The following is an 18775-nucleotide window of genomic DNA, read 5'->3' on the forward strand; positions in this document are numbered from 1 at the left end:
TGGAACTTTTTCGATGAATTTCATTCTTGCCAGAAACAAAAAATCCCGATTTTTCCAAATCGGGATTTATATACATGTGTTGAAGAACTCCTACTGGTTCATGGTCATCAAGAACTCTTCGTTGTTTTTTGTTTGTTTAAATCGCTGCTCTATAAATTCCATGGCTTCCACAGGATTCATGTCGGCAAGATACTTGCGCATGATCCACATACGCTGTAAAGTACTTTCGTCCAATAACATGTCGTCGCGTCTGGTACTTGAAGAAGTTAAGTCTATAGCCGGGAATATTCTTCTGTTGGCAATTTTTCTGTCCAACTGTAATTCCATGTTGCCGGTACCCTTGAATTCCTCAAAAATAACCTCGTCCATTTTAGAGCCTGTTTCAGTCAAAGCTGTGGCGATAATGGATAGTGACCCACCACCTTCAATATTACGGGCCGCTCCAAAGAACCTTTTTGGTTTGTGCAAGGCATTCGCATCTACACCACCACTCAAGACTTTACCTGAAGCCGGTTGTACCGTGTTATAAGCTCTTGCCAATCTGGTAATGGAATCCAATAAAATGACGACATCATGACCGCACTCTACCAAGCGTTTTGCTTTTTCCAATACGATGTTGGCTACCCTTACGTGTTCCGTAGCTTCCTTGTCAAACGTTGAAGCAACCACTTCGCCACGCACGTTGCGTTGCATATCTGTTACCTCCTCCGGGCGTTCATCTATTAAGAGGATAATTTGATATACTTCAGGATGATTTGCCGCAATTCCGTTGGCTATATCCTTTAAAAGCATGGTTTTACCTGTTTTTGGCTGAGACACGATCATACCCCTCTGTCCTTTACCAATAGGTGAAAACAAATCGATAATTCTTGTTGATATGGTACTTTGCCTTTCTGCAAGATTAAACTTCTCTTGAGGAAAAAGTGGTGTTAAATGTTCAAATGACACCCTATCCCTTACAATTTGAGGGTCGATACCGTTAATCTTGTTGACCTTGATTAGTGGGAAATATTTTTCTCCTTCCTTCGGTGGTCTTACGTTTCCTAAAACCGTATCTCCAGTTTTTAACCCAAAAAGTCTAATCTGGGATTGTGAAACATAAATATCATCCGGTGAGGAAAGGTAATTGTAATCGGAAGAACGAAGAAATCCGTAACCGTCTTGCATAATATCCAAAACGCCTTCGCTAGCTATAATGCTATCAAATTCATATTCCGGTTCCTTATAGCGGTTCTTTAAGTCCTTATCAAAATTACTTTTGTCGTAATTACTGTTTTTTTGCGGACGGGAACTTTTGTTGCTGCCTCCATTGCTATTGCCCTTATGCTGCGGATTATTTTTCTGAAAATCTTTTTTTGCTTGACCGCTGTTGGTGGGTTTTGGCCTCGGTCTTGGTTTTCTATTTTCGGGGTTATCCGATTTTGAAGTTTTCTTATCTTCCGTTGTTGAGGCCTCTGTTTTTTTATCCGTTTGTGTTTCCTCTTTTTTCCCGCTTGTGTCTTTCCTTGGCCTCGGCCTAGGTTTTGGTTTACTTGGAGTTTCCGTGGTTGGTGCTATTGCTGCCGCTGCTTTCGGGTTGGCGGCTTGTAGGTCTAGGATTTGATATACCAAATCCAATTTCTTCAAAGTTTTGAATTTTGGAACTTTAAGTCCCTTAGCGATTTCCTGTAATTCAGGTAGCTTTTTTGATTTTAAATCTGTAATCTCAAACATTAAATGTAGAATAAATTATATGTGATTTGTACTGTAAGAAGTAAATTCTTTAGTGGGTATTTTTCGGGATCGATATCCCTTATGGTAAGTGTTATGAAGTATAACAAAGCAATAATACAAATTATTTTCAATATTAGATGGATATTTTTTAAAAAGACCAGTATTTTTGTGCATCTAATAGAGAAGTTGATATGATTCAAAGAGTACAAAGTCTATATTTGGTTATTGTGGCACTCTTGTCTGCCGTACTTCCATTCTTTGTAAATCTTTGGTCGGACGCTCAGGGAACTGAGATTTATGCCAACAACGAGATTTTGGTATCCATTGTTTTTTATGTTTCGGGCGCATTGGCCTTATGGGCTATCTTTCTATTTAAAAACAGAAAAAATCAGTTTGTGGTGAATAGACTGAACATGATATTAAATCTTTTTTTACTAGGATTTTTCGTTTACCGATCACTAAATTTATCCGGAGAGACCACGGTCTCTGAGAAGGGTATTGGGATGTTGATTCCTGTATTTTCTATCGTTTTTTTAGCCCTTGCCAATAGGGCCATAAAGAAGGATGAAGATCTTGTAAAATCTGTAGATCGTTTACGTTAAACCTAACATCTTAGTAGTATTAGTGCGTGAAACCCGGGGTAGTTCCCGGGTTTTTTTGAATATAATCCAAAGCATTTGATTCTAGCGATAGGTCCAGTAGTGTTGGTCTAACGTTTACCTAGCTCAATTATCTCCAAATCTTTAATATCGCTACCATTGATGACAAACCGCAGCATGGTCCTAACTTGATGAAAACCGTGTTTGCCACAGGCGCCAGGATTCATATGTAAAATGCCTAGCTTCTTGTCCCACATCACTTTTAGAATATGCGAGTGACCACAAATGAACAGCTTAGGAGGGTTGCTCTTTATTTCATCTCGGGTTCGTGAATTGTATTTTGGTGGATAGCCGCCAATGTGAGTTATCCAAACATCCACACCTTCGCAAAAAAATCTATTGTTTTCCGGAAACTCTTTTTGGATAACATGGTCATCTATGTTCCCATGGACCCCCCGGACCGGCTTCAGTTTTGCCAGTGTATCTGTTACGTTTAAAGTCCCAATATCTCCTGCATGCCAAATTTCATCGGCCTCTTTTGCATATTTCAAAATGGTATCGTCAATATAGGAATGGGTATCTGAAAGTAAGAGGATTTTTGTCATATCTCAAGTTCTGCTTGGTCTGGTAGGAGTTAGGTTTGCCAAAACTTAGGAACCCCACTTTTAACTATCCTTTTAATATCTTTGGCAGCGTACAAAACTAGCATATCCTTTTGAGATATTTTATTCAATTTTCATACTTTGGTAAGGCTTATCATGGGTGGCAAAAACAACCCAACGCCATAACGGTTCAGGAAGTATTAGAAGATGCTCTCTCTAAATTGGTACGGGAGGAAGTAAATACTACGGGTGCTGGTCGTACGGATACCGGTGTACATGCTAAAATCATGTATGCCCACTTTGATGTAGCAACGATTATGAACCCTTATGCTTTAGTCTTAAGGCTTAATGCCTTTCTCCCAGACGACATTGCGGTGCAAAATATAATTGAAGTGGGTCCCGAGGCACACGCGCGATTCGATGCTACGCAACGCACTTATGAGTATTGGATCTGTACTGAGAAAAACCCATTTTATAAAGATGTCTCTCATTACATTTATAAAAAGCTTGATTTGTCCCGTATGAATCAAGGGGCATCACTCCTAATTGGGAAAAAAGACTTCGAGTGCTTTTCCAAATCAAATACAGATGTCAATACTTATTTCTGTACAATAAAGGAAGCTGTTTGGTTCACCGATGTTGAAAAACTGATATTTCGTATTACCGCAGATCGATTTTTAAGAAATATGGTCAGGGCCGTAGTGGGAACGCTCGTGGATGTTGGGTCTGGCAAGTATGAACCGGACTATGTTAATACCATCATAAATAGTAAAGATCGGTCCAAAGCCGGAGTTTCTGTACCCGCAAAAGGATTATATTTGACATCTATTGTCTATCCCAATACGATTATAAAAAATGGATAAAGATTCCGGTAAAGCTTTTGACACGCGACTATTTAAGCGTTTAATGGCTCATACCAGACCTTATCGAATTACTTTCTACGGCGTTGCTATCGCCGCAATTTTGCTTTCAGGTTTTGCTGTCCTAACCCCCGTTATTCTTAGGGAAATTATCGATGATGCCATAAAGGGACGCGATGCACAAAGATTACTGTACCTGACATTAGCCATGCTGGTCGTGCTTATAGGTCAGGTAGTAAGTCAGCTGGGTTTCAACTACTACGCCAACTGGTTAGGGGAGTCCGTTATCAGGGATATTCGGATAGAACTCTTTAGAAAGATGCTCGGATTTCGAATGAAGTATTTCGACAATTCCTCCTTGGGGGTTTTAGTAACTAGGGCTGTTGCGGATATGCAACGCATTGGGGAGATTTTTAGTCAGGGATTTTTCGTTATTGTTTCGGATTTACTCAAAATGTTGGTCGCGGCGGTTGTGATGTTAGTTATTAACTGGAAATTGGCCCTCATCGTATTTACGGTTTTACCAATCATATTATATGCGACCAGATTATTTCAAAAGGCCATGAAAGTGGCTTTTACCGAAGTAAGAGCGGAAGTGTCCAATTTAAATTCCTTTGTTCAGGAACGTATAACGGGAATGAAAATCGTGCAACTTTTTACACGAGAAAAAATTGAAAGCGAAAACTTCCGAAAAATAAACGAGAAACATAAAAAGGCTTGGTTAAAAACAGTTTGGTACAATTCTATTTTCTTTCCTATCGCTGAAATCGTTTCGTCCATAACCGTGGGTTTGATAGTCTGGTACGGGGGGCTTCAAAACGTGGCCAATATTTCCAATGATATCGCAGGTACCGTTTTTGCGTTTATTATGTTAATCGACTTACTATTTAGACCCCTACGGCAGATTGCGGATAAATTTAATACGTTACAGATGGGGATGGTAGCGGCCAATAGGGTTTTCAATATATTGGATACGAAGAGTAATATTGAGGATATCGGTACGGTTGAAAACCATGAAGTTAGAGGGGACATTGTGTTTAAAGATGTACGGTTCGGATATCTTGAGGATGAAGAAGTGTTGCACGGTATTTCGTTCGAGGTCAAGGCTGGGGAGACTATTGCCATAGTTGGGGCAACGGGAGCGGGAAAATCTACCATAATCAATTTATTGAATAGGTTCTACGAAATTAATTCAGGGACTATCAGCGTAGATGGCATAGATATAAAGGATTATAAATTAGCTTCACTAAGGACTCACATTGCAGTAGTACTTCAGGATGTTTTCCTGTTTGCGGATACTATCGCCAATAATATATCCCTTAAGGAACCTTCTATCACAATTGCCGATATTGAAAAGGCTGCCGAGGCCATAGGGGTGGATGAGTTTATCACAAGTCTTCCTGGAGGTTACGAATATAATGTGAAAGAACGGGGTAGTATGTTGTCCAGTGGGCAACGCCAGCTTATCGCTTTTTTAAGGGCCTATGTAAGTAATCCAAGTATTTTAGTATTGGACGAGGCGACATCTAGTGTAGACACGTACTCTGAACAGCTCATACAACGTGCCACGGAAAAAATTACGGAGGGACGCACTTCAATTGTTATTGCCCACCGTCTGGCTACTATTAAAAAGGCAGATAAAATTATCGTAATGGATGCCGGTAAGATTGTTGAAATGGGCACACATAAACAACTACTCAAAAAAGGTGGATATTACAGTAATCTCTACGAGGCTCAGTTTCTGGCTGAGGAGGTAGCTTAATAATTATGGAGCCACTTCTTTAAACGTGTCCGTAAATACAGCTATATAAATACCAGCGCCGATAATTATTATAGCAAATAGGGCACCTAATATCACTAAAAAGAATAGCAGTTTCAAAATAGTCTGCGTCATATTCAGTTTGAAGATTTTTTTAAGTACCCAAGTAAAATATAGTATCTGTATCGGTAATGATATCATTGATGAATAATACACCAATTTAGGACTCCATAGAATAAGTATATAGACAACGTTAATTACTATGGACATTTGGGAATACGCATAGATATTAATTACAAAATGTTCGGATATATTAAATTGCTTCCTATTTATAAAGACCAATCTGGATATCAATGACAAGAACGGTAACATAAGGATGTAAAAAAAGCTTTGGTACTTGAATAGGTAGTTGTTCAATTTTTTTGAAAATCAATCGCGAACTTTTCAGAATCGTTTAAGTTGTTAACATCCACATTTTGAAATTGATAGCTTAAGGCATCTGGAAAGAATTCACTCATTAAATAAACGAACAAACCTCCCATTGTGATAGCAATTGTAAAATAGCTAATGGGATTCAGATATTTTTTTCTAACACCATTAATGTATCCAGCAATTACTTCATCTGGTTTTGTAAAGAGATGTTTAAATGTGATGAGAAATGTGTTATCCACATTAAAGAAACGCTCAGTAGCGTCGTACCACAAATTTTTTACGGTAAGTCTATTTCGAATCACCTTTGCTCCACAGTCCGGACAAAAACTATAATCCGTCCGCAGTTGATTGCTACAGTTCTTACATTCCATTTAAACTAAGTCTTGTTTTATCATTGTGGCCAGTTCTGGAATGGATTCGTACATGATAAACGCCCCATTTTTAATATAGGAAATTTGTCCGGTCTCCTCGCTCACTACAATACTCAATGCGTCTGTTTTCTCTGTTATGCCAACAGCGGCCCTATGTCGTAGACCAAAGCGTAAGGGAATATTCCGTTCATTGGACACCGGTAAGATGACACGTGTTGCAACGATATAGTTGTTTACGATTACGGCTGCGCCGTCATGTAATGGACTATTTTTATAAAATATGCTTTCAATGATGGGCTTTGTGATTTCAATGTTCATTCGATCGCCGGAATTCTTGATAAAATCGAGTGAGTTACTACGTTCAATAACCAGTATAGCCCCGGTTTTGGTGCTCGCCATTTTCTCACAAGCCGCTAAAATAGCATCAACATCAACACTGGTAGCAATACCTTCCTGTCTTAGAAACTTAAAATGCTTAATGAAATTTCTCTTGTTGGCGAAGTTGGTGGAACCGATCATTAAAAGAAATTTTCGAATCTCTTGTTGAAAGACAATAATCAATGCAATCAAACCAACCTGCATAAAGGCACCGACCATACTACTGATCATTTCCATTCCCAACAGCTCGGTTAATTTCCAGAATGCCCAGACGATTACAATACCGATAAAAATATTAATGGCTACAGATCCCCTTACCAGCTTGTAAATATAATAGAGCAGAATAGCTACCAAAACGATATCTAGAATATCGGTAATCTTAAAATCAATAAAATTCAAAAAATCCAAGCGCGGCTGTTTTTGTAAAATTAACTAAAATAGATGAATGAAAATTGAGTAAAATCACCTTGCTAACTGCTGGTACAGCAGAACACATTCCATGGCTTCCATTACATCATGCACCCTAAGAATATTAGCCCCTCTGTCCAAAGCGATCATATTTAAAGCGGTCGTCCCGTTTAGGGCTTCATTAGCATGGGTTTCCAAAAGTTTATATATCATGGATTTTCTGCTCAATCCCACTAGCAGCGGATGCCCAATAATTTTCATAGCCCGCAATTCTTGTAGTAGTTTATAATTCTGTTCAAGAGTTTTTGCAAAACCAAAACCAGGATCGATGATAATATCATTTATTCCAAATGATTTAGCCGCCTCCAAACGATGCGAGAAAAAATAGAGAATATCTTCCATCACGTCCTTATAGTTGGTCTGTTGCTGCATGGTCTTTGAAGTACCCCGCATGTGCATCATAATATAAGGCGCTTTCATTCGGGAAACGGTAGCGAGCATATTTTCATCCCGTAATCCAGAAGAAATATCATTGATTACGGCTGCACCTGCTTCCAAACATTCCAAGGCTACCTTACTTCGGAACGTATCAATGGACAAAATTGAATCAGGGTAACTTTTTAGTATCAATTCCACTACAGGAACGATGCGCTTCAATTCAAGTTCTTCTGAAACTTCATCGGCGCCAGGTTTGGAGCTATAGGCACCAACATCAATAAAACTAGCTCCCGCTTTAAACATATGCCCTACTTGGTCAAGTATGCTTTTATCGTTTTTAAATCTACCGCCGTCATAAAAGGAATCTGGTGTACAATTCAGAATACCCATTACTTTTGGAGCGGTTAAATCTATTAGTATTCCTTTGCAGTTAATGGTCATATATGATATTGAATTGAATTTTGGGCAATCCCTAAGGTTTGGACCACCAATCTTGACGGTTACGAAATTTTAAGCGAAATTTACACAAATTAGAAAGAAGTACATGCAACAAACGGCGGGGCAATATGATGCGGTAATTAAAGCATGCCGAGATCTTTATCAGAAAAAAATGTTGGATTATGGATGTGCATGGCGTATTCTTAGGTTGCCATCCCTAACCGACCAGATTTTTATAAAAGCCCAGCGCATTAGGGGTCTTCAGGAAAATGCTGTGAGAAAGATAGATGAAGATGCAAAATCTGAATTTATCGGAATTATTAACTATTCGGTTATGGCGCTTATTCAATTGGAACTTGGAGTGGTAGACCAGCCTGACTTATCGCCCGAAGAGGCCATTGCTCTTTACGATAAACATATTGAGATTACCAAAAAACTCATGCTTGATAAAAATCATGACTATGGGGAGGCATGGCGAGATATGAGAGTGAGTTCATTAACAGATTTAATCCTTCAAAAATTACTCCGTGTAAAGGCCATAGAGAATAATAAGGGTAAAACCTTGGTAAGTGAAGGTATCGATGCAAATTATCAGGATATGATTAACTATGCAGTTTTTGCTTTGATACATTTGGAATTAGGAACGAAATCCGAGTAGGGAATGCGATATGTAATTGGAATAGTCAGAATATTTGTTGGAGTATTATTTGTTATAAGTGGCTTTATAAAGCTCAACGATCCCGTAGGTTTCTCCTTTAAGCTGGAAGAGTATTTTAGTCAGGGGGTGCTGGATTTACCGGTGTTCATGCCCTACGCACTTGCCATATCCATATTCGTTGTCATTGTAGAAGTATTGTTGGGAATTATGCTCATTCTTGGGATTAAAGTAAAGTTTACGGTATGGAGTCTGTTGGGAATGATCGTATTTTTTACATTTCTTACCTTTTATTCGGCATACTTCAATAAAGTGACCGATTGTGGTTGTTTCGGAGATGCTATTAAGTTGACACCATGGGAGTCGTTCACGAAGGACGTGGTGCTGCTATTGCTCATTTTACTATTGTTCTTTGGCCAGAAGTATATAACACCGCTATTCAGACCGTTTCTTACTAAAATTATACTTATTGCTTCCTTTCTATTCTCGGTGGGTTACGTCTATTATGTTTTGAATCATTTACCCGTAATAGATTTTAGACCTTATGAAATTGGAAAGAATATTGAGGATGGCATGAATGTTCCTGAAGGTGCTCCTAAAGCTATTTTTGAATATGCTTGGAAGTTTAATGTAAACGGCGAGGAGAAAATTATTGTTACCAATGGAGATTATCCTGCGGTTGATGGGGAATTCATAGGGGTAGAGACCGAAGAAATTCAAAAAGGTTATGAGCCTCCCGTACATGACTTTACCATAGAGCAAGAGGGTGAAGATTATGCAAAGGCACTTTTGCAGGAACCAAAGTTGGTTGCCATTATAGCATATGATTTAAGAAAAACTAATGAATCTGTTTTTGGTGAAATTAAGGAGGTTACCGACAAAGCGATGCAGAATGGATACAAGGTAATTGGAATGTCCGCCTCGGGACCTGACCAGACCAAAGCGTTAACCGAGCAATATAAATTGAATTTCGATTTTTATTTCACGGATGAAACAACTTTAAAGACCATTGTAAGGTCAAATCCAGGTGTAATGGTTTTGGAAAAGGGAACGATAGTACAAAAGGTTCATTACAACGATTTGGACGATTTAAAATTTGAATAAAAGGAATATAAAACACGTATATGAGAAGTAAAATAGTAGCCGGGAACTGGAAAATGAATAAAAATTTGGAGGAAACCGAAGCTTTGTTGGCAGAACTGTCCGCCAAGTTGCCGGACACCAATGCTGAGGTAATGGTGGCACCAACTTATGTTAATCTAAACAATGCAGTTCGACATTTGGAATCTTCTAAGATTGAAGTTATTGCCCAGAACATGCATTTTGCAGAAAGCGGAGCCTATACCGGGGAAATTTCAGCTGATATGTTATTGAATATTGGTATAGACACCGTTATCATTGGTCATTCCGAAAGACGAGCCTATTTTGGGGAAACGGATGAAATTTTAGCAAAGAAAGTTTCCGCAGCGTTAAAAAAAGGTATGAGGGTGATGTTCTGTTTTGGTGAAGAGTTGGAAGACCGCAAGTCCGGTAACCACTTCAAGGTGGTAGAAAGTCAACTGAAAAATGCACTCTTTTCTTTAGAAGCATCGGAATGGTCTAAGATAATTTTAGCATATGAACCTGTATGGGCCATAGGTACTGGAGAGACCGCCTCTCCGGAACAAGCTCAAGAGATGCATGCATTTATTCGAAAAACCATTATGGAGGCATACGATACGTCGGTAGCAACCAACATATCCATTCTTTACGGTGGAAGTGTAAAGCCTGGCAACGCGGAAGAAATCTTTTCCAAACCTGACGTAGACGGGGGCCTAATTGGAGGGGCTTCTTTAATAGCGGATGATTTTATTGCAATCATAAAAGCTATTTAGTCGTTGAAGTTTTAATATAATAAGAAAGTATAGAAGGGGTATTTATTAATACCCTTTTTTAATTTTAAGTGATGTGAGTACTAAAGTATATATAGAATATCGTTTTGAAGTAAGTCCAATGGAGCCTGGCGGGGATATTTTAATTGCGCAACTAGGAGAGATTGGATTTGAAAGTTTTGTGCAAGAAGACGAGCATATTTTGGCCTACATCCAAAAAGAAGATTGGTCGATAGATAGTATTGAAGATGTTCAATTATTAAATAATCCAATTTTTGAAATAGCGTACAGATTCAAGGAAATTGAACAGGAAAATTGGAACGCGGCTTGGGAGAAAAATTTTCAGCCTATAATAGTAGATAATACTTGTAAGATTAGGGCTCCTTTTCATGAAAAGGGCGATGAGAAGTATGACATTGTAATCGAACCAAAAATGAGTTTTGGTACGGGACATCATGAAACCACGCATATGATGTTACAACACATTTTGGAACTGGACTTAAAAGACAAGTCGGTTTTGGATATGGGTTGTGGAACGGGAGTTCTTGCCATATTATCCGCAATGCGCGGCGCCATTCTGGTGGATGCCATAGATATTGATAATTGGAGCTATTTAAATGCAAAGGAAAATATTGCTAGAAATGGCTTCGAATTCATAGCGGTTTATGAAGGGGATGCAACGCTCTTAGGTAAGGAAAAATATGACCTTATAATAGCTAACATTAATCGAAATATACTACTTAACGACATACCCACATATGTGAACTGTTTAAATGAAAACGGGATATTATTGCTTAGTGGATTTTATAACGAAGATTTGCCCATTATCACCGGCGCTTGCCATAAAGAGGGTATGGAAATTGAAAAAAAACTTGAAAAAAATAATTGGGTTGCAGCAAAATATGTATTTTAGAAGGTAATAAAAGTTTTGAAATGAGCACTAAAGAAAAAATTTCCGAAGAGCTTCTTTTAGCGGAAGAGACTGTAAAGCAGAATGAAATTGTACTTTTTAATGATGAGGTTAATACATTTGATCATGTCATTGAAACACTGATTTCGGTTTGCGAACACAGTCCAGAGCAGGCTGAACAATGTTCCTTAATTGTTCATTACAACGGAAAGTGTACCGTAAAAACGGGTGAATATGATGATTTAAAACCAAAGTGTTCTAAACTACTTCAAGCTGGTCTGAGTGCTGAAATAGTTTAAACATGGGTCATAGGTATAAGGGTATTTCGAATCACCTTTATAAATTATTTGAAATCCGATTTTCTGATAAGATTTTTGTTGTTTTCCTAGCTTTTAACCTATTGATCAATAGGGTCATTTCGCAAGAGTTCCCGCCTCTACAAAGCTTTACACCTCAAGAGTATTAAAAGGAAAATCAGAACTTGGCAATTACCCAAGGTATGGACGACCATATCTATGTTGCCAACAATCAGAACTTATTAGAATTTGTCGGTGTTTGATAGAGCTCAAATGCTTCCCCAAATGTCTCTATTTTTAGGTGCGAGTGGCAAAAGATTCTTTAATCTTTACCTGTCAGTATATGAAGTTTGGTTATTGGAATAGAAACCAGTATTGAAATTTAACGTATACGACCATTTCTTCTCAATTAAGAGAGCCTATGTTGGCAGATGAGAAAGTTTGGAGGAGCGATTGACCCTTCGTTCGCAGAAGATACCATGAAGGTGGATTCCATATGAATCTATCAATAATATTGATTATTAATTTAATCGAAGAAGACCGGTGTATTTTTTGAAATTATTGGTCTTTTTAATTTTTGTAAATAATCCATCAAGTAATATTTTTAACAGTAATCAAACAAGCCAGTTATGAAAACCAATAATGCACAGGTTCAAATGAATAAGTCATATACAATTTTAATTAGTTTAATTGTAGCTCTAGGTGGTTTTTTGTTGGGTTTTGATAGTGCAGTGATATCTGGAGCTATTAGGGGGATAACCATATATTTTGAGATGACCGATGCGATGTTAGGCTTTTCCGTTGGTTGTGTTGTTTTTGGGGCTATGGCTGGTAATTTACTTGCAGGACCATTGGCAGATAAATTTGGAAGAAAGAAGGTTTTGATAATGGTAGCTGCATTATTTACAATTTCCGCTACTTGGTCAGCTTTTGCAACAACATACAATGAGTTTATTATTGCCAGAATTATTGGAGGAATAGGTATTGGTGGCGCCATACTAATCGCACCAATTTATATTGCTGAGATTGCTCCGTCCAAATTGAGGGGAAGTTTGGTTTCTTTTAATCAACTCAATATTGTTATCGGTATTTCGGTTGCTTATTTCTCAAACTACTTTTTAGTAAATATGGAGGGCGAAAGTTGGAGATGGATGTTAGGAGTGGAGGCTATTCCTGCGCTGATTTACTTTTTAGCCCTTTTTACAGTTCCTAGAAGCCCAAGGTGGTTGATACAACGCTTGAACAAGGTAGAACTAGCTCAGAAGATTTTGATTAAAATTGGAGGAGAGCGTTATGCTGAGGCTACAATAGTTGAAATCCAAAAGGGAATTGATAAAAAAGGACCGAAAGGCAAACTATCCGATATTTTTAAAAATAAGTACTCGGGTGTCATGGTGATTGCTTTGGGAATTGCTTTTTTTCAGCAGATAACAGGTATTAACGCAGTGTTCTATTATGCCCCTACTATTTTTGAGCAAGCAGGTGGCAGTACGGATTCCTCGTTTTTACAAGCTATTGTTGTAGGTCTAACAAATCTGATATTTACTTTGGTAGCCATTTGGTTAATAGATCGTCTGGGCAGAAAACCATTGCTACTAATTGGTTCAACTTTTATGACTATTGCACTACTAATGGCTGCATTTGCCTTTTACAATGCTACTTATGATTTTAATGATGAAACAATACAAAAAGTAACTAATACCGAAATTAGAGCTGAGCTTTCTGATTTGAATGGACAGTCGTTTGATAGTCAGTCCAAACTTTTTAGTGCAGTTGAAGCTAAGTTAGATGCGAATAAGTTTTTAGATTTTAAGCGTAACGAAATAACCAATTTCATCCAAATCAATGCAACACTTGTTCTTATCGCTATTTTACTTTATGTGGCTTCTTTTGCAATTTCTCTTGGACCAGTAATGTGGGCATTAATTTCCGAAATATTCCCCACTCGTATAAAAGGAATAGCAATATCTGTTGTTGGTTTCTTTAACTCCCTAATAAGTTTTTCGGTAACACAGGTTTTTCCTTGGGAATTATCTAATCTTGGCCCAACATTGACATTTGGTATTTATGCTGCTCTTTCATTCTTAGCAATCCTTTTTGTTTATAAATATGTTATTGAGACCAAAGGAAAATCTCTGGAGCAAGTGGAAGAAATGTTAATCAAAAAGTAAGAGGGAGAAAGGCTTAAATAAAAGTTCAAAACAAGTAAAATTTTAGTTTGATAGATTACATCTCGAATTGAGAATAAGGGTTATTGTAAAATGTGTAATAGTGATTCTATTAGACCCTTTTTCGTTAGTATCGTAAGCGATTCAAGTCATTTGATGTTCATTTCTAATATTGGCGCAGGTAGAAAGTATATCGATAAGGCTTTATATACAAATTACACAGTTCTTAAGATAACAGAATCTCATGATGCAACGGGCAGTAAAACTATTTTTCAAAATATTTCAAATTCGAAGCAAAAAAATATCTGGGAGCTATTTTCGGATAAATATGCCGGTGTTTTTGAGTCCACGAGAAATTTATATAAAAGTGAATTTGGGAACAAAATCATTTTTGAGGAAATTGATCATGACCTTGGTTTTACTTTTCAATATCAATGGAGTTCTAGCAATCGATTTGGTTTTGTTACAAAAAGTTAATTGATTAATAGTTCACGCCAAAATTCCAATTAAAAGTTTAGACGGTCTACAAAACATTTTGCCATAAGGCGTTGACCCAAAGTTGCAAAATTCGGTCAGTAATCTAGTGTATGCCTAGAAGAGAAATAAGTTACTCTCTACGTCAGGTTTTGGCCTATTTACGCAATGTGCCACTATTGTCGACAGGGCTCAACGGCCAACCCCAACGTTACACTCAAAGCGAACACAGTCTAGAGCAGGCTGAACAATGTTCCTTAATTGTTCATTACAACGGAAAGCGTACCGTAAAAACGGGGAATATGATGATTTAAAACCAAAGTGTTCTAGACTGCTTCAAGCTGGTCTGAGCGCTGAAATTGTGTGAACAACCCAGCCCAGAGCATCAAGTTCTCAATGCGGCAACTTATCTCTTAGAATGCCGTACACAAATGTGCCCAGTAGTGCAGCCACGATAACTATGGTAATCGAATAAAATCCCGCACCTAATAATATATACATAGGTCCTGGGCAAGCTCCTGCGAGTGCCCAACCTAATCCGAAAATTGTACCCCCAGTAAGGTATCGTGTAATGCTTTTATCTTTGGGAGGTAGAAATATGGGTTTCCCCTCGGTAGATTTTAGCCCTGATTTTTTCATCAGATATAGTCCGATGATGCCAAGGATTACGGCTGAACCGATAATACCGTACATGTGAAAAGATTGAAATTTGAACATTTCATAAATACGGTACCACGAGACCGCTTCGGATTTTACCAAAACAATTCCAAAAAAGATACCTACAAGCAAGAATTTTATAAACTTCATAATTAAAAAATCAAAGGGAATAATAAATGCGTCATGAGGAGCCCCCCAATAAAGAAACCAATCACAGCAATCAAGGAGGGTAATTGAAGATTGCTCAATCCAGTAATGGCGTGTCCAGAGGTGCACCCCCCAGCGTATCTGGTCCCAAAACCGACCAAAAATCCAGCGATTAACAAAATACCCAATCCTTTCAAAGATGTAATTGCTTCCCAACTGTACAATTCACTTGGTAGAATGGCTTTCCCTGCGTTTTCAAAGCCCAATTGTGATAAATCCGTGATGGTGTTTGCACTCAAATCTATTGTAGAACCATCGGATAGGAACTGGGTAGCAATGAATCCGCCCAAAATAGCTCCCAGTACAACCGTTAAGTTCCAGCGTTGTGACTTCCAATCAAACCTAAAAAAATTGGAGTATCTGCCGCCACCGGCCATTGTACACATTGTTCTAAGATTTGAGGACATACCAAAGGTTTTGCCGAAGTAGACCAAAAACAGGAGGACCAAAGCAATTAAGGGGCCTGAGATGTACCATGGCCATGGTTTCAATAAAATATCCATTTCATATAATTTTTAAAATAAAAGAATGGAAAGGTCTTGAAACTTTTGTTAACTACAAAATCTAAAGAGCTTGATTGAAGTGGTCTAAATTATACAATCCTAAATGACATATAAATACAGGATGATGAATGCCATGGAGAAGCAGAACAGCACAAAAAAAGGTAGAAATATTTTGGAGAACAAACCAACTATTTTGATTAGTCTTCTCCGTAAAACTACCGTAATTGATAAAATAGTTTTCATCTAAGAATATTTGTGATATTTAAAGATGCAATCTCCAATTGAAAAGAAATAAAATTATGGACGAAATGGTGCTTTAGTAGTTAACGAGCTTGAGGATTTTTAAATTTCGGCAAGCGGTACTCATTTAGGGGTAAAAGAAAACCCTCTTATTACTAAGAAGGTTTCATTAACTGTTGGACAGGGGTTTAAAATTTAAAACATATTTGCATATGTTGTAATCACATATATATTTCAAAAACAGTATAAACCTATACCAGTGGTACCCCGTTTAAACGCTTTTCAATCTTTTTTTCTTAACGGTGATTTCTTTCATCACATCCATCAAATTAGGGTCGTTAGTTTCCTTATAGATTTTGTTAATGCTTAATATCAAACCTTTTGCTTCTCTAGAAGCTTCTACCCTATCACTAGTGGACATGTTGCTCATTTTCCGACCAACAAATTCCTTAGCTCTCTCAAGTAACTCCATTCTTGTTTTTTTTCAAAGTTAGCATAAAAATCAAATTACGCAATTCTTTGTCGATTGTATGTTATTATGGTGCAATCAGAATATCATATTTGTGAATAATTTAACGATTAACCTATAGTTCAAAGTACTTTTACAGCGCTATCCGAAGAAATGAGTATTAGTTGAACCTATTTTATCTTGACGAAGTTTAGAACCCAGTTTAAATCATTAAGACAGACTCCTTTTTAATGATTTACAATTCGTATTTTGTTGAAGTATTATAACAATGGATGACTTAATAGTATTTGATGTTTGATTTAAAGAATAAGGTAGCTATCGTAACAGGAGCCAGTGGCATTTTAGCAAGCTCTATCATTAAAAGTCTGGCACGTTCCGGGGTACATCTGGTGCTTCTCTCCAGAAATAAAGCATCACTTAGGGATGTAGAAGAGGGTATTTCAAAGTTTGATACAAAAGTACTGTCGTTAGAATGCGATATTTTAAGCAAAGATTCTCTAATGACGGTAAAGGATAGCATCCTCAAACACTTTGGCCGAATCGATATCCTTTTGAATGTCGCAGGGGGTAATTTACCAGGAGCCACCATTAGGCCCGATCAGAATGTTTTTGATATGTCGCTTGATGATTTTAATACCGTTGTAGAGCTCAATTTGAACGGAACTGTTCTTCCCTGCATGGTATTCGCGGAAGTAATGGCACAACAGAAGTATGGAACCATTGTAAATTATTCTTCAATGGCCGCACAGCGAACAATAACTAGGGTCGCTGGGTACTCCGCATCCAAGGCTGCCATGGAAAATTTTACGAAATGGCTGGCGATAGAAATGGCCACGAAATTTGGAGAAGGCATTCGGGTAAATGCCATAGCCCCGGGCTTTTTTATAGGTAAACAAAACAAACAGCTTTTATTAAACGAGGATGGGAGTTATACGGACAGAGGTAAAAGAATAATTGAAAATACCCCTATGGGGCGTTTTGGTGAGGCGGAGGAATTAAACGGCGCGGTACATTTTTTATGTAGCGATGCATCAAAATTCGTAACCGGAATAGTACTTCCCATTGACGGTGGTTTTAATGCTTTCAGTGGGGTTTAGTTAGATAATATGAAAATGACACAGACATGGCGATGGTACGGTCCAATGGATCCCGTATCACTCAATGATATTCGACAGGCAGGTGCAACAGGTGTCGTAAGTGCTCTTCACCATATCCCGAACGGAGAAGTTTGGAGTATCGAGGAGATAGTAAAGCGAAAAGAAACCATTGAAAGTACGGCTTTGAAATGGACCGTAGTGGAGTCCGTTCCCGTGCATGAAGATATAAAAACCAGAACAGGTCAATATAAATCTTACATCAAGAACTATTGTAGCACGTTAGAAAATTTATCCAGAGTGGGAATTAAAGTAGTGTGCTATAATTTTATGCCTGTCCTAGATTGGACGCGCACCACCTTGGATAAGGAAATGGAGGACGGTTCCAAAGCACTTGCTTTTGAAATGGACGCATTGGTTGCGTTCGACGCAATTATCCTCCAAAGACCAGGGACGGAGTTGAAATATAGTGTTATGCAATTAGAGCGTGCCAAGGCATATTATGATTCCCTTAGCAAAAAAGAAATTCTTAGTTTAATTCGGAACATTATAGCCGGTCTACCTGGTTCAGAGGAAGGGTATCCGGTGCCAGATGACGGATATGACCTAAGCCGTTTTAAAGGATTCTTAGACGCTTATGCCGATATAGACCCTAATCAAATGAGAACAAATTTAGCCATGTTCATGGCGGATATTGTGCCGACTGCTGAGAAATATGGGATTTTACTATGTATTCATCCGGACGACCCCCTTTTCCTATCCTTGGATTACCGAGGGTAGTAAGTACCCAGTCAGATTTTTCCTTTTTGTTCGAAAAAGTTCCGTCGATAAATAATGGAATTACCTTTTGTGCAGGTTCTTTGGGCGTAAGACCGGATAATAAACTTTCTGAAATTTTCGACAAATTTTCTGAAAGAATACACTTCCTACACCTGCGAAGTACGCAAAGGGATTCTGAAGGAAATTTTTATGAAGCCAATCACTTGGAAGGCGACGTTAATATGCACGATATTATTAAAAGAGTAATCAATGAGCAGAAGCGACGAATATCAATCGGTAGGACTGACACTTCCATACCAATGAGACCGGACCATGGCCATCAAATGCTTGATGATTTGCAGAAAAAAACGAATCCGGGATATTCCGCCATCGGTAGGTTAAGAGGGCTTGCGGAGTTGCGAGGTTTAGAGCTGGGAATACTGCTGTCTCAGGAAAGCGAATAACAGGACTGCT

20 protein-coding genes and 2 pseudogenes are annotated in these 18775 nt (G+C 38.1%); 14 read left to right on the plus strand and 8 right to left on the minus strand.

Features of this window, described 5'->3' with window-relative positions:
- Positions 1-90: 90 nt before the first annotated feature.
- Positions 91-1713, minus strand: coding sequence for a transcription termination factor Rho (rho, locus tag N8A89_RS12870; RefSeq protein WP_281542617.1), 1623 nt, complete (start codon positions 1711-1713; stop codon positions 91-93).
- Between the two features lie 191 nt (positions 1714-1904).
- Between rho and N8A89_RS12875 the strand changes: the two genes are divergently transcribed.
- A complete protein-coding gene (locus N8A89_RS12875) occupies positions 1905-2315 on the plus strand; it encodes a DUF4293 domain-containing protein (RefSeq protein WP_281542618.1) in 411 nt (136 codons plus the stop codon).
- 107 nt (positions 2316-2422) lie between these two features.
- On the opposite strand, the gene N8A89_RS12880 is transcribed toward N8A89_RS12875, so the two are convergent.
- On the minus strand, positions 2423-2917 hold the full coding sequence (locus N8A89_RS12880) for a metallophosphoesterase family protein (RefSeq protein ID WP_289644433.1): 495 nt from the start codon (positions 2915-2917) through the stop codon (positions 2423-2425).
- Between the two features lie 110 nt (positions 2918-3027).
- On the opposite strand from N8A89_RS12880, the gene truA reads away from it, so the two are divergent.
- Both truA and N8A89_RS12890 read left to right on the plus strand, forming a co-directional pair.
- Positions 3028-3777, plus strand: coding sequence for a tRNA pseudouridine(38-40) synthase TruA (gene truA / locus N8A89_RS12885; RefSeq protein WP_281542619.1), 750 nt, complete (start codon positions 3028-3030; stop codon positions 3775-3777).
- Positions 3770-5536: an ABC transporter ATP-binding protein gene (locus tag N8A89_RS12890; RefSeq protein ID WP_289644434.1), complete on the plus strand. Its 1767-nt coding sequence runs from the start codon at positions 3770-3772 to the stop codon at positions 5534-5536. Before truA ends, N8A89_RS12890 begins: the two co-directional genes overlap by 8 nt.
- Positions 5537-5946: 410 nt before the next feature.
- Here the strand turns inward: N8A89_RS12890 and N8A89_RS12895 are convergent, their stop codons facing one another.
- The 3 genes from N8A89_RS12895 to folP are packed head-to-tail and all read right to left on the minus strand — an operon-like array spanning position 5947 to position 8001.
- Positions 5947-6336 (minus strand): DUF3667 domain-containing protein, encoded by a 390-nt coding sequence (locus N8A89_RS12895; RefSeq protein ID WP_281542620.1) that lies wholly within the window; start codon positions 6334-6336, stop codon positions 5947-5949.
- Complete coding sequence (cdaA, locus tag N8A89_RS12900) at positions 6337-7122, minus strand: diadenylate cyclase CdaA (protein ID WP_289644435.1); 786 nt, start codon at positions 7120-7122, stop codon at positions 6337-6339. It abuts the gene before it with no gap.
- Positions 7123-7176: 54 nt separating this feature from the next.
- A complete protein-coding gene (folP, locus tag N8A89_RS12905; protein ID WP_281542621.1) occupies positions 7177-8001 on the minus strand; it encodes a dihydropteroate synthase in 825 nt (274 codons plus the stop codon).
- Positions 8002-8104: 103 nt separating this feature from the next.
- On the opposite strand from folP, the gene N8A89_RS12910 reads away from it, so the two are divergent.
- From N8A89_RS12910 to N8A89_RS12945, 8 genes and pseudogenes are all read left to right on the plus strand, one after another.
- Positions 8105-8656, plus strand: a complete 552-nt coding sequence (locus tag N8A89_RS12910) for a DUF1599 domain-containing protein (RefSeq protein WP_281542622.1) — start codon at positions 8105-8107, stop codon at positions 8654-8656.
- Positions 8657-8659: 3 nt separating this feature from the next.
- Positions 8660-9757: a BT_3928 family protein gene (locus N8A89_RS12915; protein WP_289644436.1), complete on the plus strand. Its 1098-nt coding sequence runs from the start codon at positions 8660-8662 to the stop codon at positions 9755-9757.
- A 20-nt stretch (positions 9758-9777) separates the two neighbouring features.
- Positions 9778-10527, plus strand: a complete 750-nt coding sequence (gene tpiA, locus N8A89_RS12920; RefSeq protein ID WP_281542623.1) for a triose-phosphate isomerase — start codon at positions 9778-9780, stop codon at positions 10525-10527.
- Positions 10528-10600: 73 nt separating this feature from the next.
- Positions 10601-11437: a 50S ribosomal protein L11 methyltransferase gene (gene prmA / locus N8A89_RS12925; RefSeq protein ID WP_289644438.1), complete on the plus strand. Its 837-nt coding sequence runs from the start codon at positions 10601-10603 to the stop codon at positions 11435-11437.
- A gap of 20 nt (positions 11438-11457) precedes the next feature.
- A complete protein-coding gene (locus N8A89_RS12930; RefSeq protein ID WP_281542624.1) occupies positions 11458-11733 on the plus strand; it encodes an ATP-dependent Clp protease adaptor ClpS in 276 nt (91 codons plus the stop codon).
- Between the two features lie 626 nt (positions 11734-12359).
- Positions 12360-13901 carry a sugar porter family MFS transporter gene (locus N8A89_RS12935; protein WP_289644439.1) on the plus strand — a complete coding sequence of 514 codons (1542 nt, stop codon included), beginning with the start codon at positions 12360-12362 and terminating at the stop codon, positions 13899-13901.
- A gap of 90 nt (positions 13902-13991) precedes the next feature.
- The gene (locus tag N8A89_RS12940) at positions 13992-14375 is read left to right on the plus strand and encodes a hypothetical protein (RefSeq protein WP_281542627.1); all 384 of its coding nucleotides are present in this window, start codon (positions 13992-13994) and stop codon (positions 14373-14375) included.
- A 221-nt stretch (positions 14376-14596) separates the two neighbouring features.
- A pseudogene (locus N8A89_RS12945) lies at positions 14597-14739 on the plus strand (ATP-dependent Clp protease adaptor ClpS); the annotation flags it as partial.
- A 26-nt stretch (positions 14740-14765) separates the two neighbouring features.
- Here the strand turns inward: N8A89_RS12945 and N8A89_RS12950 are convergent.
- Together N8A89_RS12950 and N8A89_RS12955 are read right to left on the minus strand one after the other, a co-directional pair.
- A complete protein-coding gene (locus N8A89_RS12950) occupies positions 14766-15179 on the minus strand; it encodes a DUF6691 family protein (RefSeq protein WP_281542628.1) in 414 nt (137 codons plus the stop codon).
- A 2-nt stretch (positions 15180-15181) separates the two neighbouring features.
- Complete coding sequence (locus tag N8A89_RS12955) at positions 15182-15739, minus strand: YeeE/YedE family protein (RefSeq protein ID WP_289644440.1); 558 nt, start codon at positions 15737-15739, stop codon at positions 15182-15184.
- A gap of 103 nt (positions 15740-15842) precedes the next feature.
- On the opposite strand from N8A89_RS12955, the gene N8A89_RS12960 reads away from it, so the two are divergent.
- Positions 15843-15986 (plus strand): hypothetical protein, encoded by a 144-nt coding sequence (locus N8A89_RS12960; protein WP_281542629.1) that lies wholly within the window; start codon positions 15843-15845, stop codon positions 15984-15986.
- A gap of 264 nt (positions 15987-16250) precedes the next feature.
- Here N8A89_RS12960 and N8A89_RS12965 read toward each other — a convergent pair whose 3' ends face one another.
- Positions 16251-16451, minus strand: coding sequence for a hypothetical protein (locus tag N8A89_RS12965; protein WP_281542630.1), 201 nt, complete (start codon positions 16449-16451; stop codon positions 16251-16253).
- A 287-nt stretch (positions 16452-16738) separates the two neighbouring features.
- Between N8A89_RS12965 and N8A89_RS12970 the strand changes: the two genes are divergently transcribed.
- The gene (locus N8A89_RS12970) at positions 16739-17545 is read left to right on the plus strand and encodes an SDR family oxidoreductase (RefSeq protein ID WP_281542631.1); all 807 of its coding nucleotides are present in this window, start codon (positions 16739-16741) and stop codon (positions 17543-17545) included.
- A gap of 15 nt (positions 17546-17560) precedes the next feature.
- Positions 17561-18765: pseudogene (gene uxuA / locus N8A89_RS12975) on the plus strand (mannonate dehydratase).
- The last annotated feature ends 10 nt before the right edge of the window (positions 18766-18775 follow it).

The organism is Maribacter aestuarii, assembly GCF_027474845.2.
GTDB lineage: Bacteria > Bacteroidota > Bacteroidia > Flavobacteriales > Flavobacteriaceae > Maribacter > Maribacter aestuarii.

Bases quoted from the DNA above. Each gene is read 5' to 3' on its own strand.
- rho (WP_281542617.1), bottom strand. From the start codon at position 1,713: ATGTTTGAGATTACAGATTTAAAATCAAAAAAGCTACCTGAATTACAG.
- N8A89_RS12875 (WP_281542618.1), top strand. From the start codon at position 1,905: ATGATTCAAAGAGTACAAAGTCTATATTTGGTTATTGTGGCACTCTTG.
- N8A89_RS12880 (WP_289644433.1), bottom strand. From the start codon at position 2,917: ATGACAAAAATCCTCTTACTTTCAGATACCCATTCCTATATTGACGAT.
- N8A89_RS12890 (WP_289644434.1), top strand. From the start codon at position 3,770: ATGGATAAAGATTCCGGTAAAGCTTTTGACACGCGACTATTTAAGCGT.
- N8A89_RS12895 (WP_281542620.1), bottom strand. From the start codon at position 6,336: ATGGAATGTAAGAACTGTAGCAATCAACTGCGGACGGATTATAGTTTT.
- folP (WP_281542621.1), bottom strand. From the start codon at position 8,001: ATGACCATTAACTGCAAAGGAATACTAATAGATTTAACCGCTCCAAAA.
- N8A89_RS12910 (WP_281542622.1), top strand. From the start codon at position 8,105: ATGCAACAAACGGCGGGGCAATATGATGCGGTAATTAAAGCATGCCGA.
- N8A89_RS12915 (WP_289644436.1), top strand. From the start codon at position 8,660: ATGCGATATGTAATTGGAATAGTCAGAATATTTGTTGGAGTATTATTT.
- tpiA (WP_281542623.1), top strand. From the start codon at position 9,778: ATGAGAAGTAAAATAGTAGCCGGGAACTGGAAAATGAATAAAAATTTG.
- N8A89_RS12930 (WP_281542624.1), top strand. From the start codon at position 11,458: ATGAGCACTAAAGAAAAAATTTCCGAAGAGCTTCTTTTAGCGGAAGAG.
- N8A89_RS12935 (WP_289644439.1), top strand. From the start codon at position 12,360: ATGAAAACCAATAATGCACAGGTTCAAATGAATAAGTCATATACAATT.
- N8A89_RS12940 (WP_281542627.1), top strand. From the start codon at position 13,992: ATGTGTAATAGTGATTCTATTAGACCCTTTTTCGTTAGTATCGTAAGC.
- N8A89_RS12950 (WP_281542628.1), bottom strand. From the start codon at position 15,179: ATGAAGTTTATAAAATTCTTGCTTGTAGGTATCTTTTTTGGAATTGTT.
- N8A89_RS12955 (WP_289644440.1), bottom strand. From the start codon at position 15,739: ATGGATATTTTATTGAAACCATGGCCATGGTACATCTCAGGCCCCTTA.
- N8A89_RS12960 (WP_281542629.1), top strand. From the start codon at position 15,843: ATGACATATAAATACAGGATGATGAATGCCATGGAGAAGCAGAACAGC.
- N8A89_RS12965 (WP_281542630.1), bottom strand. From the start codon at position 16,451: ATGGAGTTACTTGAGAGAGCTAAGGAATTTGTTGGTCGGAAAATGAGC.
- N8A89_RS12970 (WP_281542631.1), top strand. From the start codon at position 16,739: ATGTTTGATTTAAAGAATAAGGTAGCTATCGTAACAGGAGCCAGTGGC.